This window comes from Spirosoma litoris (genome assembly GCF_054776755.1).
Genome location: NZ_BAAHBI010000035.1, coordinates 172,853 through 187,845, shown reverse-complemented (window position 1 = coordinate 187,845; position 14,993 = coordinate 172,853). Strand labels below are relative to the sequence as shown.

Annotated in this window: 10 protein-coding genes; 2 read left to right on the top strand and 8 right to left on the bottom strand. The window is 48.5% G+C overall.

Features of this window, described 5'->3' with window-relative positions; genetic code table 11:
• Positions 1–26: 26 nt before the first annotated feature.
• From ACYVGR_RS20035 to ACYVGR_RS20000, 8 genes are all read right to left on the bottom strand, one after another.
• Positions 27–3,293: a SusC/RagA family TonB-linked outer membrane protein gene (locus ACYVGR_RS20035; protein WP_460959926.1), complete on the bottom strand. Its 3,267-nt coding sequence runs from the start codon at positions 3,291–3,293 to the stop codon at positions 27–29.
• A gap of 240 nt (positions 3,294–3,533) precedes the next feature.
• Positions 3,534–4,337 carry a mycofactocin-coupled SDR family oxidoreductase gene (locus ACYVGR_RS20030; protein WP_460959924.1) on the bottom strand — a complete coding sequence of 268 codons (804 nt, stop codon included), beginning with the start codon at positions 4,335–4,337 and terminating at the stop codon, positions 3,534–3,536.
• Entirely contained in the window at positions 4,334–4,891 is a 558-nt protein-coding gene (locus tag ACYVGR_RS20025) for a carboxymuconolactone decarboxylase family protein (RefSeq protein WP_460959922.1), read from the bottom strand. Before ACYVGR_RS20025 ends, ACYVGR_RS20030 begins: the two co-directional genes overlap by 4 nt.
• 75 nt (positions 4,892–4,966) lie before the next feature.
• Positions 4,967–6,133, bottom strand: a complete 1,167-nt coding sequence (locus tag ACYVGR_RS20020; protein WP_460959920.1) for a methionine aminotransferase — start codon at positions 6,131–6,133, stop codon at positions 4,967–4,969.
• Positions 6,134–6,139: 6 nt separating this feature from the next.
• Complete coding sequence (locus tag ACYVGR_RS20015) at positions 6,140–6,430, bottom strand: hypothetical protein (protein ID WP_460959918.1); 291 nt, start codon at positions 6,428–6,430, stop codon at positions 6,140–6,142.
• Between the two features lie 180 nt (positions 6,431–6,610).
• On the bottom strand, positions 6,611–7,567 hold the full coding sequence (locus ACYVGR_RS20010; protein ID WP_460959916.1) for a DUF1684 domain-containing protein: 957 nt from the start codon (positions 7,565–7,567) through the stop codon (positions 6,611–6,613).
• A complete protein-coding gene (locus ACYVGR_RS20005; RefSeq protein ID WP_460959914.1) occupies positions 7,564–8,793 on the bottom strand; it encodes a sterol desaturase family protein in 1,230 nt (409 codons plus the stop codon). Before ACYVGR_RS20005 ends, ACYVGR_RS20010 begins: the two co-directional genes overlap by 4 nt.
• Positions 8,794–8,952: 159 nt before the next feature.
• Complete coding sequence (locus ACYVGR_RS20000; RefSeq protein WP_460959912.1) at positions 8,953–9,771, bottom strand: phytanoyl-CoA dioxygenase family protein; 819 nt, start codon at positions 9,769–9,771, stop codon at positions 8,953–8,955.
• A 469-nt stretch (positions 9,772–10,240) separates the two neighbouring features.
• Here ACYVGR_RS20000 and ACYVGR_RS19995 point away from each other — a divergent pair, with 469 nt between their 5' ends.
• On the top strand, positions 10,241–13,426 hold the full coding sequence (locus tag ACYVGR_RS19995) for a SusC/RagA family TonB-linked outer membrane protein (RefSeq protein WP_460959910.1): 3,186 nt from the start codon (positions 10,241–10,243) through the stop codon (positions 13,424–13,426).
• 9 nt (positions 13,427–13,435) lie between these two features.
• Positions 13,436–14,968, top strand: coding sequence for a SusD/RagB family nutrient-binding outer membrane lipoprotein (locus ACYVGR_RS19990; RefSeq protein ID WP_460959908.1), 1,533 nt, complete (start codon positions 13,436–13,438; stop codon positions 14,966–14,968).
• Positions 14,969–14,993 lie beyond the last annotated feature (25 nt).

Here is a 14,993-nt window from a genome sequence, read left to right as displayed (position 1 = left end):
TGAATCCCATTGATTCAACGCATGATTTACAGTTCGCAGTTAAGGCTAAATCCAAAATACCGGAGCAAGGGCAAGGCGGTCGATTCCAGACCCAACGAGGAGTTATTGACGTTGAACGACGACGCTTCGGGCGCAAATCCGTCTGTTTTCCGCTGTAAATAGAAGAGGTTCCGACCATAAACACCCGCCCGAATGTTGCGGAATGGCGTTTTGCTCACCCATTTGCTTGGAATACTGTAATTAAGCGTCATCTCCCGAAGCATTACGTAGCTCGCGTCATTCAGCATCTCTTCCGATACGACGTTGTCTTTATCAGGCGCAATTACGTTCCAGTAATCCTGGGCGCGAACGGTTTTGGTATTGACCTGTCCGGTTCCGGTCCAGGTTCCATCGGCCGATTTCGAACCAACGACACCCTCAGCCACATAACTGCCATCCCGACCGGGCAAGGTCTTCTTAATGGTGCCATAAATCAGCTCTTCCCGCAAGCTTTGCGAGTAAACTTTACCACCCTGGCTGACGTCGATCAGGCCTGACAGCATCAGCCCTTTATAGCGGAACACGTTGTTGAAACCACCAATCCATTTCGGTAGCGCATTACCCATTTCGTAGAGGATTTTGGCATTCGTTTTCACTGGCAGGCCCGTTGATGGATCGATGATGCGGTTCCCATTCCCATCCCGAAGCCACTGGAATCCGTTGCCGAGAATAGTACCGAATGGTTTACCCGGTGTGGCAATAACCTGTACACCTCGGTCGCTGCCCAAAATGTAGGTTGAAACGCCTTCAGCCAGCGATACCACTTCGTTTCGGTTGTGCGAGTAGTTCAGCGTTGCATCCCAGGAGAAACCGGACGCCAGTTTCACAGGCGTTGCATTCACAGACAGTTCGATACCGTGATTCTGAATTTCTCCCGCATTGATCAGTCGCGATGTAAACGTACTCGACGGTGGCAGTGGCACGTTCAGAATCTGGTTTTTGGTGCTTGCATTGTAATAGGCAAACGTCACCCCCACCCGATTTTTGAACAAACGTGCTTCCAGACCAAATTCATTTGAGGTCGTCAACTCGTTTTTCAGGTTCGGATCGGGGATGGTAGAGGCAAACGACGCCAACGGAATGCCACCCTGAGTGTATTGATCCAGCGAGTAATTCCCGTTCAACTGATACGGGCTACCCGAACTACCCGCTTGCGCCCAGGAAGCTCTCACCTTCAAAAAGCTCAGTGTCGAACTCTGTAAACGCAATGCATCGGTCAGGATCAGACTTCCGCTGATGGCTGGGTAAAAGAATGAATTGTTCTTGGGCGATAACGTCGACGACCAGTCATTCCGGGCTGAGAAATCAATGAACGCCATTTCCTTATAACCAACCGATCCCGAACCATACACCGAATTGATCGACGATTCGGTCAGACCAAACACGTACGAATTGGTAAGTGTATTATTGATAATGAACAGATTAGGTGCAATAAATTCATTACCCGTATTACCCGTTGTTCGGGAATAATACCGCTGGTGATTGGCTCCAACATTCAGGGCAAGGGAAAAATCTTCCGAGATTTTGGGCGTAAGGGACAACAGTACATCGCTGTTATCTTCCCGCGTGCGGGTGACCTCTTCGTTAATATCGCCGTTTTTGTTGGTCGTTACGTACGTCCCCTTATCGCGGTAGCGGAACCGCTGATCGGTGTAAAAGTCGGTACCCGTCCGGGCTGTCAGGCGAATCCAGTCGTTGAACTGATAGCTCAATTTAACCAAGCCGATAATCCGGCGACGATCGTCGGAGTTACGAGTGCGCGTCATAGTCCAGTACGGGTTAGCCGTCGATGAGTTGGTGGCATATGTTTTTTCCAGACCAACGAAGGGCGTTGTACCATACCCCAGTTGCTTGGCTATATCAGCAGCCGTCCAGGAGGAATTGGCCAGAATGTCCATTGGCATGCTTCGGGGCTGGCTGATAAAGATATAAGCCGGGTTATCGGCCGCATCCGAAACTGTCGGACGGTTCACCCCCGCCTGCGCGATATAGTTCACTTTCACATCGGCCTCTAACTTTGAGGTTACTTTGGCCACCGTCCGTAAGCTGATATTATTTCGAGTGAGCGTATTGGTAGGCACGTAGCCGTTGATGTTCGTATTGGAATAGGCAATCCGATAGTTTACGGCCTCATTGCCACCTTCCAGACTCAGGTTATTGACTGCCTGCTTTTCGGTGTTGAAAAACGTCTGGAAGGTATTGGGCTGTGGAGTCAGGCTCAGCAAATTCCCCCATTGGTCTTCGTATTGTTGCCCTTCCATCCGAGGACCCCAGCTAGCGCGGGTGAATCGATCACGACCGCCACTCATTTTGGGTACGCCCTGAATACCAGCAGCCTGCGCAGCAGCCCAGGTATAAACTTTGCCATCGTTACCCCGAAAATTGGTGAATGTACCATCCAGTCCTTGCCCGTATTCGTCCTGAAAATCAGGCAAAACCAGTGCATTACCCATCGAATAGTCAATGCCGTATTTAACCCCAATCCCCTTACGATTTTTACCCGACTTGGTTGTAATCAGGACAACGCCATTACTACCCCGTTGCCCATACAAGGCCGCTGCATTAGGACCTTTCAGCACAGAAATCGTTTCAATATCTTCTGGGTTGATGTTCGAGATACCATCACCATAGTCAATACCCCCTGAGCTACCAGGTGCTTTGGGATTCTGGTTATCCATCGGAATCCCATCGATCACGTACAGCGGCTGGCTATTCCCAACCAGCGAGTTAGCTCCGCGAATAATCACCCGCGACGAACCACCTGCGCCATTAGCCGAACGCGTAACCTGAACACCTGCCATTTTCCCAGCCAGCGTAGTTGCTACGTTGGCTTCTTTGGCAGCGGCAATATCCTGCCCATTCAATTCCTGAATCGAATAGCCCAGCGATCGCTTATCACGTTTGATACCCAACGCCGTTACGACAACCTCGCTCAGAACGGCATTATCTTCCGAAAGCGTCACTAAAATATCGGTTTGATTTCCGATGGTAACTTCCTGTTTAACAAAGCCAACGCCGGAAAAAATAAGAGTAGAAGCAGGATCGGCATTGACCGAAAATTTGCCAGAAACATCGGTAACCGTTCCGCGCGTAGTACCTTTCACCAAAACGTTGATACCCACCAGTGGCTCCTTTTTGGCATCCAGAACCGTTCCCTGAATGGTGGTCTGCGCCCATACGAATCCAGAAATCAAAAAGGCTATCACGGTGAGAGATAGCCTTTTGAGTGGCAATTCATGGAGAATTTTTCTCATATTTTTAACAATTTGTTAATAATTATTTAACATATTCTTAACATAACCAATCTCAAATTTACTATTGAAAATCGAATAAAAGCAAGATAAATGACGGATGCTTACTAGTTTGATTCAGAGAGAAAAGCCCCCTTTAAAGCCATATTCGTGAAGTTTTGAGCAAAAAAAAGCCCCTTTGCAGGGGTTTTTCGATGAAGGGAAGATGGATAAATAGCGCGGACATCCTGCCTTCGCTACCAATCACCGGGTTAATAAACCCGCGTCCAGCACAAACTGCGATCCGGTTATATAGCGAGCGCCATCCGAAACCAGATATAAGACCATAGCCGAAACATCTTCGGGTTCAACCCAGGGAACAGGGAGCAGATTTCCTGCCGAACGTTCGGCGATTTCCTGTGTTGTAGTGCCTTCCAGCTCGGCCAGACCGTCGTTCATAGGCGTATTGACGCCAGTTGGGTGAATGGAGTTGACGCGAATGTTATACGGAGCCAGTTCAATCGCCCACGATTTGGTCAGGCCAACCAGGCCCCATTTCGAGGCAGCGTAATGACTCAGGCGATTCATGCCCCGAAGTCCGGCAATAGACGAGTTATTGATAATAACGCCCGATTTCTGCTCCATCATCACCGGAATTACCCGTTTGGCCACCAGCCAGGCGCCTTTCAGGTTAATGTCGAGCATAGCGTCCCATTCCTCTTCGGGTAATTCATGAGCCAGTCCGTAGGCGCAAATGCCCGCATTGTTGAACAGAATATCGATCCGTCCCAATTCAGCAACAGCCGTATCAACCGCCGGTTTTATATCGCTATCCCGCCGAACGTCGCCCTGTACAGTCAGGCAGGTTACGCCCAGGGCTTCGACTTCCCGTTGTAGCGATTCCAGCTCACTTTCAGAGCCGAGAGTGTAACCCGGATACGTCAGTGGTTTTGCCAGATCGAAGGCGACAATGTGCGCTCCAGCTTTCGCTAAGGCCAGTGCTACCGCCCTCCCCTGTCCGTGAGCAGCGCCCGTAATGAACGCTACCTTGCCTTGCAAATCACTCATTTGTCAGAACTGGTTTGTGGTTGAGTCAACGGAAGGTACGGATAGAGGTATTCATCGACGTCTACCTCCAGCACATTATTAAATACGTTCGTAGCAATCATCTGACCGGCAAACGCAACCAGCACAACGATCTGGGCATCGGAATAGCGTTCGGCAATGGGCGCATAACGTTCATCCGAAACCTCCCCCTTATTCTGGGCAATAGCGCTGCCGAAATTAACGATCTCCTGTTCATGATCCGTCAGTTCTATATCTTCAGGTCGTTCACCATGATCGATAATGATCCGCCGAAAAAACGTGGTGCATACCGGACAATCCGACCCCTCCGAAATCGCGTGCGCATACAGGTACGCCAGTCGATCGCCTAAAATTCCTTTGACCTGCTCATACAATGGGTACCATTGCATGTAGATCTGAAACGACAGCAACGAGCGACCCAACGTAGCTTTCATGTTGGTGATGCGGCTACCGGCATAATCGGCAACGTGTGCATCAAAAGCGGCCTGAACATCGGGCGTCGCTTCGTCGTAGGGAAGAGGTTTGATGCGAGACATAGCTAAGGCTCAAACAGGCTCCGGCTGTTTGTTTATTCGTATGATCAACGTCAAACAGCCGAAGCCTGTTTGGGCCTATAAGTTACGCAATCGCTCGGCGGCTTCGGCCAGAACGGCGTCATCTTTAGCAAAGCAGAATCGCAGGATTTTGTAATCGTTTTTCTGATGATAAAAGACCGAAACCGGAATCGACGCCACGCCAATTTCTTTCGTTAGCCGAATGGCCAGATCATAGTCCGGCTCATCGGTAATGGCAGTGTACGAAACCGTTTGGAAGAAACTCCCCTCCGCTGGTTTCCAGGTGAACCGGGAACCTTCTAAGCCAGCCAGAAACAGGTCGCGCTTACGCTGGTAGAAATCCGGTAATGCCTGGTAATGTTCAGGCTCTTTCAGGTAATCGGCCAGGGCGTATTGAATGGGCGTAACGGTACTGAATGTCAGGTATTGGTGAATCTTTCGAAACTCGATACTTAAGGCAGCAGGCGCCAGACAATAGCCAATTTTCCAGCCTGTAATGTGAAACGTCTTGCCAAACGATCCGATAATAAACGTGCGCTCCCGCAGTTCAGGGTGCGTCATGAGTGAATGATGAACGCGTCCATCGAATAGAATATGTTCGTACACTTCGTCGCTCACAATCCAGATATTACGATCACGGACCAGATTCGCCAACTGCGCCAAGTCATCCGCCGTCCAGACATGCCCTGTGGGGTTGTGCGGGGTGTTGACCATAATCAGCCGGGTTTTATCCGTGATTTTGTCGTGCACTGCCTGCCAGTTAATGCTATAATCGGGGGGCGTCAGTGTTACGTAGACCGGTACACCACCGTTCAGATCGATGGCAGGTACGTAACTGTCGTAGGCGGGTTCCAATACTACAACTTCATCACCCGGACGAATGACGGCTGAGACGGCCGCAAAGATGGCTTCGGTTGCACCAGAGGTAACCGTGATTTCAGCTTCGGGATTATAATTTACGCCGTACTGATCGGCCGTTTTCTGAGCAATCGCTTCTCGTAAAGTCGGAACGCCCGTCATGGGCGCATACTGGTTAAACCCGTCCCGCAAGTATTTCTCAACCAGCGAAACCAATTCGGGCGAACAATCGAAACCCGGAAAACCTTGTGATAGATTGATAGCCCCGGTTTCGGTCGCCAGTTTCGACATAACCGTAAAAATCGTTGTGCCAACGGTAGGTAATTTGGATTTCAGATTCGCCAGTGTCGATGTATGATTCGTCATTAGTACTTACAAAGCCGTATTATGGCCATCGGAAAATAATTCACCCAGCGATAATTTGTCGATATAGGGTTCCAGTTCGCTGGTGTCGGTCAGAACGCGCACCAAATTAGCACTATACTTTCGCTGGCAAATCCACATCTCCACAAAAAAAGTATTGACGGCATACAAATGCAGCCAGAAACCGGGAATCCGTCGTGCTTCGAGCAGAATTCCCTGCTGCCAGATCAGGTTCAACTGATCCTGATAGGCCAGATTATGGAAGTGCTCGGCTCCGTTAGCGTTGAGATTACTCTTCATGTAGGGAAGGACGAATTTAGATTCTATTGCTCCTATTGATTCTTTAGATTCTCTTGATCCTTAGCAAAGAACTACGCACCCAGACCCGAATGACCAATGGACATGTGTTAATTGCTAACTATCCCATTTTCTAGGAATCTAAAGAATCAACAAAATCAATAGAATCTACCATCATAAAAACTAGTGCTCACTGTACCGTTTTTCGCCCGCTGTAATGGCCAGTGCCAACTTGTTTTGCTTCGGCGGCAAGGGGCAGGTGGCAAAGGTTGTGAAGGCACAGGGTGGATTGATCGCCTGATTGAAGTCAAGCGTGGTTGTGCCATCGGGGCCTGCTTTGGGTGCGTATAAGAATCGGCCAGTGCCGTAGGTATCTTGGGTGTTGGTTGGGTCGCCGAATAGGATAAACAATTTTTCCCCTTCGCCTGCCGCATCCAGGCGATAGGTTTTGCCCCCTCGCTCAAAAACGAGTGTACCAGCCAACGGATACTGAGAAATCTGCCCAAGTACATCCATAATCGGAATGGTTTTGGGTTCTGATGGGACTTCCAGACGAGCTTTTACCTTCCAGCTTTCATCCACTGGATAGCGGTTAATTCCACGAAACTCACTCAACAGTGGGCTTTCCAGATCGCGCAACCGAACCCCGTATTTTTCACCCCGTTTGATGATGAACCAGCGGAGTGATCCGTGTTGCAACACAACGGCCTTTTTGCTTTCCGGCGAAAAAATCGTTTCGGTTGTCAGCACAGGTTGTGGCTTTTCCGTACCTATAGCCGACCGGTCAACGAGGACAGTCGCTTCAGGCGCCGGAGTAAATAAGACCGCTCCTTTGGTGAGTTGAAAGGTTCCTAATTGAGCGGGTGCTTTGCCAGATGGAAACGCGATATCATTACCAGGATCGCCACCCACTTTATTTTCGCCCTCCTTCAGCCAGAATAAACCCGCGATGTTCAACCAGCCGGATTCACTTTTAAGTGACTTCAGGCGGTTTTGATGCCATTCGTCAATCTGTGCTTTATAGGACGGTTCGTCGGTAGTTCGCCAGCCAACCGACGCGAACATAGCCAGCAACCATAAACCGAAAAAACTACCCGAATAGATGTTCAGGGGCTTGATAGATGAATCCGTGTATTTCATAGTGAGGAACCGTATAACAACTGAAAATATCGTTTTTGAATACCAGAGAAATACGCCCAAAGCGACAAGGCACCAATGTAGCCCAGCACAATAATCATGGGGTAACCTAACACACTATATAAGGCCAGCCAAAGCACTGCGACCCGCCCAATTTCAAGATATAGTACCCACTGTCGCTGTTCGAGTAGGGCACCACAGTTAATCAACGTTAAAAGTATAAACAGGGCGGTCAGAAACTGGAGATAGCCCGGTACATACGATTCCATCAGCAGGAAGGTAAACAGAATCAACAGTATACCAGCCATCTGCCCAATAACATACCCTTTAAACCGGCGACTTTTTGTATGAATAGCTGTCCGACTGGCAGCATCGCCCGATAAAAATCGCTCCTCCAGTTCCTCCCGAATATGCGGGTCGACCGAGTTGGGGCGCCCAAATAAAACCTTCCACTTCGCCGACCAGCCGCTTGCCCGCCGGGTGGCAACTAACACTTCCAGCAACCCATGAAAATGCTGCCATAAAAAACTATGACTGTCGAGCGGTTTGGTTAAGCCATAAACGGGTTCTTCATTTTCTTCCACAAATGTGCCAAATAGCTTGTCCCATATAATAAGTACATCACCGTAGTTTTTGTCCAGGTATTCTGGGTTACTGGCATGATGAACCCGATGATGCGAAGGCGTCACCAGAATATATTCGAGCCAACCTAATTTGCCAATCGTACGCGTGTGGATAAAAAATGGGTACAGCCCATGAAGCAGCAGAATGGTCGTAATCATGGCTGGCGGAAAACCAATAATAGGCAAAATAGACCAGAATCCTGTGCGAAGAATTGCCTGAAAAACAGTAATTCGGGCCGAAACCGTATAGTTGAAATCATCGCTCTGATGATGCACGATGTGAACAGCCCAAAACACGTTGATTTCGTGCGCCAACCGGTGGTACCAATACCAGACAAAGTCTGTTGCGATGAACACCCCGATCCAGCCCCAGGCACTCGCCCGAATATCGAGAAACGCGTAGTGCCGATGCAGGTAATCATACCAGAAATAAAATACCCCAACGGTGAAACTGTCCAGCAATCGTTCGGCAATACCAACGTTCAGGTTGGCGATTGAGTTATTGAACTGGAAATAGGTCTTCTTCTGCCGTTTCGCGACAAGATATTCCACCCCTATAAAAAATAGGAAGAGCGGAATAGCAAACGCAAGCCAATTAACATGCATGAGTAAAATCGTATTGATATAGGCTAGCGCGGGTATTTACCCGTGCCTTTTAATTCAGTCAGCATTCGCTGACGAAAGTATAGACAGAGCGAGAGCCCCAGTAAATACTGGCTACACTAAAAGGCACGGGTAAATACCCGCGCCAGTTTACTCCCACGCTTAATTCTGGATTCTGGCCGCGAAACGGTGATAAAACGGCGTTTTACTGGAAGCGCTTTTTGGCTGGTAATCGCCTGTAATAATGGGAATGTACATCACCCGACGGCGACTTTCGGCGCCCAGTTTAGGCGACTGCTCGACGCGATGCCATAAGCTGCCATTATGAATAGTTAGATCGCCTGCTTCGATATCGAACCCAACCTCACGCCGATCGGGACGGTGGTCGATGAACTGCCGCTTCCGGAACAAGGTCATCAGGGTATTTTGCTTATGCGTACCAGGCAACACACGGAGGCCACCGTTACTCTTAGGGCAGTCATCTAAATGCAAACCCACGTTCAGCATTGGGCGAATACGATGACCCAGGAATAGATCACGCGGACTGTCGGTATGCCAGCCCATGCGCGAGAAATTGCTTTCAGGCGTGCGAACGTAGTGGTTGACCACTAAACCGTCTTTCTCCTCCTCACTAATACGACCGTCGTAGGGTTGTAGTAAGGATGTGAGCCCTTGTAAACGCTCATCGTGCAGGAACTCGCGCAATACAGGGCTAAACAGGGAGGCAAACGCAAATCGCTGTACAATAGGCCGCCCGTTTTCGTCACGACCGAATTTCAGGGGCGTTCCATTGATCTTATCCACTTTCTCGGCAAGCCAGTTCGCTTCTATGCGCTGTAGTTCCTCCAGAAAAAGCTGTACTGTATCGCGATTAACAAAGTTTTTAATATGTAGAAATCCGTTTTTGTTGAAAAAGGCTACTTGGGCATCAGTTAAAGTTGCCAATGGCTGGATGGCAACTGGGTGTTTAGTGAGTACCATTGATGTTCAATTAAGTTAAAATTACTATAAATCTATTTAGTATACAGAATTACTATAGTAATTCTGTCAATGAAAAGCAAACTGTCGTTTGCTGAAAAAATCAGGTCATTAAACTAAAAAAATCACTTCTAAAGGCCGATTAATGAACGACAAAAGTGGTTTTGTCCAGCATTAAGTCATGCTCAAAGGTGTTTTCAGTTTTACTCAACAAAGAGAAAAACGGCGCAACACACTGTTACTAAGCCTCTTCCCGAAAAGAACACTCGTTTTCGAACCCTTGAAAACACCTTCCTTCTAGGTTTATGGACAAAGGTGGATATCACTTTTCAGTATTCCAAATTTTTTTTAATCTGATCTTGGAACAGAATATAAATAGTGTCAAATTCACACTTTATTACATAATAACTAAATAAGATTAATTTGTCTTATTTAGATACATAAGTAAAAAAAACAACCAATCTGTCCTATAATGAAACACAATGTACGAATGAGGATGAGCGCCTGTTGCTTTTTTCTTTGGGCCGCCTTCTTACTCACAAATCTGGCTCAGGCGCAGGATCGCCGAGTCACGGGCCGCGTTATATCCAGCAAGGATCAACAACCCGTTCCTGGTGTCAATATCCTGGTCAAGGATACACAACTCGGAACGACCACCGATGGGAATGGTAATTTTACTCTGAACGTTGCGCCCAACGTTTCCCTCGTTTTCAGCTCTATTGGTTTTGAGGGTCAGACCGTGGCTATTGGCAATCAGACCCAATTAACTATTACTCTGAAAGAAGCCGAGCAGAGCTTGGGCGAAGTAGTTGTAACGGCGCTGGGTATCAAAAAAGAAGCAAAACGATTAGGCTATGCTACAGCCATCGTTAACCCGGAACAGGTTACTACTAACCGCTCGGTTAACTTTATCAATGCACTTCAAGGTAAAATTGCGGGCGTAAACATCAGCAGCCTCGGTACAGGCGCAGCTGGTACCAGTAAAATTCGCATACGGGGCCAATCGTCATTTTCGGGGCAGAACTCACCCCTGATTGTTATCAATGGTGTTCCCGTCGATAACACCAATTTTGGCCAGAACAACGGGAATACAGGTAGTGACAACTCCATTAGTAACCGCGATCGGAATTACTCCGATGGTGGTGACGGATTATCTTCAATCAACCCCGACGATATTGAAGGAATGACCGTTTTGAAAGGCGGCACGGCTGCTGCTCTCTACGGCTCACGGGCCAAAGACGGTGCCATCCTGATTACCACCAAAACCAAAGGAACGGGTCAGGGAATTGGGGTTACCTACAACATGAACTTCACATCCGATCACCCATTAGACTACACCGATTATCAGTATGAGTATGGCCAGGGGGAATATGGTGTTCGGCCTACGGCTCCTAACCCAACCTCAGGTGTATGGAGTTTTGGCGAAAAGTTTGCCGGTCAGACGCAGGTTTTGTTTGGGGGCGTAACCGTTCCTTATGCTCCGGTTCGGAATCGGATCAATACGTTCTATCGCGACGGCTCCACAATGACGAACTCCATTGCCGTTTCGACAGGTAATGAGAAAGGTGGTCTTAACCTGTCGTTGTCAAATCTGGATAACAAAGGTATTGCCCGAAATAACACCTTTAGCCGTAAAACGATCAACCTGGGTTTCAGCTATAATCTGTCACCCCGACTCACAGTTACGGGCACGCTCAACTACTCCAATGAGTACAACAAAAACCCACCTCAGATTGCTCAACAGGATAACAGCACGCCTACGGTAATTTATACGCTGGCCAACTCCATGCCACTTGATTTACTGGAAGCGAACCAAATCAATCCAGCAACGGGTAATGAGTTTATCTATTCACGGTTTATGAACCGGACGAACCCCTATTTCGTCATGAATTATAAATTCGAGAACATCCGACGGGACCGCTTGTTTGGCAATGTTTCTGCCCGCTATAACGTCACGGACTGGTTATATGTGCAGGGCCGGGTTGGGCAGGATTACTGGTCGCGAGATCAGGATTATAACTTCCCAACGGGTCAGGCCTCGTTGGCCGCTGCTCCAGCCGGGTTCGTCAATGGTGCGTATGTACAGGAGGCTCGTCGGTTCCGTGAGTTGAATACGGACTTCCTGATTGGTGCCAATCATAAATTCGGGGTCTTTGGTATTGACCTTACGGCAGGGGGTAACCAACTGTATCGCCGGAGTGATCTGAACAGTGTTCTAGCCACTGACTTTGTTGTTCGGGGGCTTTATACACCTCAGAATGGCCGGGTAAAAGACCCACAGTACAGCTTGAGTGAGCGGAAAGTAAATTCGTTATATGGAGCCGCCGAGTTTTCGTACAAAGACTTCCTTTACCTGAACGGAACGGTTCGGAACGACTGGTTCTCAACGCTGTCTCCGGCCAACCGCAGCATCCTGTATCCGTCGGTAACGGGTAGCTTTGTCTTTTCTCAAGCCTTCAACAACTTACCTTCCTGGTTGAACTTCGGTAAGTTACGAGCGGCTTATGCCGAAGTGGGTAGCGATGGCGACGTAGGCCCCTACTCGAATAATCTCTTCTATGGCGTCAATGCCAACCTCTTCCCAAATCCAGCTGGCAATGGTCAACCGCTGGGGTACATTACCTCTAACACGGTTCCAAGCACCACGCTCAAACCAAGTCGCGTAGCCGAAACGGAGTTAGGCTTGGAATTGAAGTTATTCAACAACCGGGTGGGTTTAGATGTGGCTGTTTACAGCAAAATCACCAGCGACCAGATCGTTGCCAAGCAATCGTCTGATGCGTCGGGTTATACCAGTTCGCTTATCAACAGCGGTCAAAGCCGCAATCAGGGCATCGAGGTATTGTTGAACCTGTCGCCGATACGGACGAAAAATTTCTTCTGGGATGTAACCTTCAACGGGTCTTATAACCAAACCAAGTTACTCCGGCTCATAACCGACACACCAGGTGAGCAAATTGTTGTAGGCACGGGTATCTACGTCGGTGAATTACGGCAGTTAGTGGGCCAGCAATTGGGCCAGTTGTATACCTATGGGTATAAGCGCACCGCAGATGGGCAGCTTATCAATGGAACCGACGGTCTGCCTGTACGAACCGATGCACCGATTTCGTTTGGGTCTGCACTACCCCGTTTCGTAGGTGGTATTACCAACGGGTTCAATTATAAAGGAGTGAGCCTGTCGGTACTGATCGACTTTAAACTGGGTGGCAAAATGATTTCGGGCACTAACCTGAATGCCTTCCGGCACGGACTGCAAAAGGAAACCTTAGTAGGACGAGGTGACCCAGACAACAAGATGGTTGGCCCTGGCGTAAACGAGAAAGGCGAAGTCAATGCCGTTCGGGCATTTGTGCAGGATTACTATTCCGTAGGGCGCTCGAAAAGCCTGGGTGAGCAGGTGGTTTATGATGCAGGTTTGTGGAAACTACGTCAGATTAGTCTTGGCTATGATTTCACTAAACTATTACCCAAAACCTTGTTCATCAAAGGAGTACGCCTGAGCGCAGTAGCCAACAATGTAGCAATTCTGAAGAAATGGGTGCCCAACATTGATCCTGAACAATTCGGCTTCAGTTCCGATAACCTGATTGGTCTGGAATCGACTGGTTTACCCACCACTCGTAGTGTTGGTTTCAACCTGAACGTTAAATTTTAAACGAATTTCATGAAAAAGATATTTTTTATACTACCACTGCTTGCCCTACTTCTGGTCACTAGCAGTTGTGACAAAGGGTTCGATGAACTGAACATCAACCCGACAGCGGCAACAACGCTTAATCCCGTATTTACGTTTAACAATGCCATGGTTGGCACCTCGTTTCCGGGGTCAATTCTGGTTTTTGAGGAACCTATCGTTCAGCAGATATTCACCCCGAACTCTGGTATCAATGCAGGGGGTAATTTCAATATCGACAACAGAGGGCCCACCGGCAACAATGGCGGTATCTGGCGTCAATATTATCAGAACGTAGTTCGCTATCTGGTCGATGCAGCCAATCAAACCAAAACGGATGCCAATCGGACTAACCTCTATAATATGATCCGTATCTGGAAAGCCTATGTCTTTTCTGTACTAACAGATACCTACGGCGATATTCCCTATAGCCAGGCTGGACTCGGGTATATTTCGGGAAACGTTATACCGAAATATGATACGCAGGAGAGCATTTACAATGACCTCATTAAAGAACTAACCGAAGCAACGGCCGCTTTAGATGCAGCCAAACCCACAGAAGCGGGCGAGATTACCTACGGGGGCGACATCGCAAAATGGAAAAAGTTCGGCAATTCGCTGTTGTTGCGGGTTGGTATGCGGCTCTCGAAAGTGAATCCTACACTGGCACAATCGACGGTACAGAAAGCTATTGCCGGTGGTCTGATGACCTCAAACGCCGATAATGCAGTTATTCGCAATAATGCTAACTATACGAATGGTGTGGGCGCTACTGTCAATTCGACCGAAGCGGCCAACTATTACCTCACGGGTGCCTTTGTGAATTACCTCAAAGCAACTTCCGATCCTCGCCTGGTGTCTATTGCCGTGCGTTACGTAGGGGCTAAAAGTGGCCCAGAACAAACCGCTGCGAAGGCCAATCGTGACCCGTCGGTACAAATTGGTATGCCAATGGGCTATGATAATGGTACGATTGCTGCCAAAGCCGCGGCCGACGGACTAGCCAGTTTTTACGATTATTCGCAGTTGGATCGAACCCGGATGGGGAGTCAGTTTGCCCCATGCTACTTAGTTACGTATGCGCAAACACAATTACTGCTGGCTGAAGCGGCCCAGCGAACCTGGACAACAGGAAACGCTGCCGACTTTTATAATGCCGGCGTTACAGCGCACATGAAACAGTTGGGCGATTATGACGCTACATCGCTGGTTTCGGATGCAAACATCGCAGCTTATTTGCAAAAGAATCCCTATGATCCCGCAAAAGGGCTTGAAGTGATTAACACCCAGTATTGGATTGTTTCGTTCCTGAATGGTCCTGAATTGTTCGCTAACTTCCGACGTAGTGGATTTCCCGCGCTAACACCGAACCCTTATCCGGGTAAAGAAATAAAAGGGAATTTCATCTACCGCTTATCTTATCCAGATTCTGAGCAATCTGTCAATACAGCTAACCGCCAGGAAGCGGTTACTCGGCAAGGCCCTGATAATCTGGATACCCACGTGTGGTGGGACAAGCAATAACCCAATCTTACTTTTTCTTAACCTA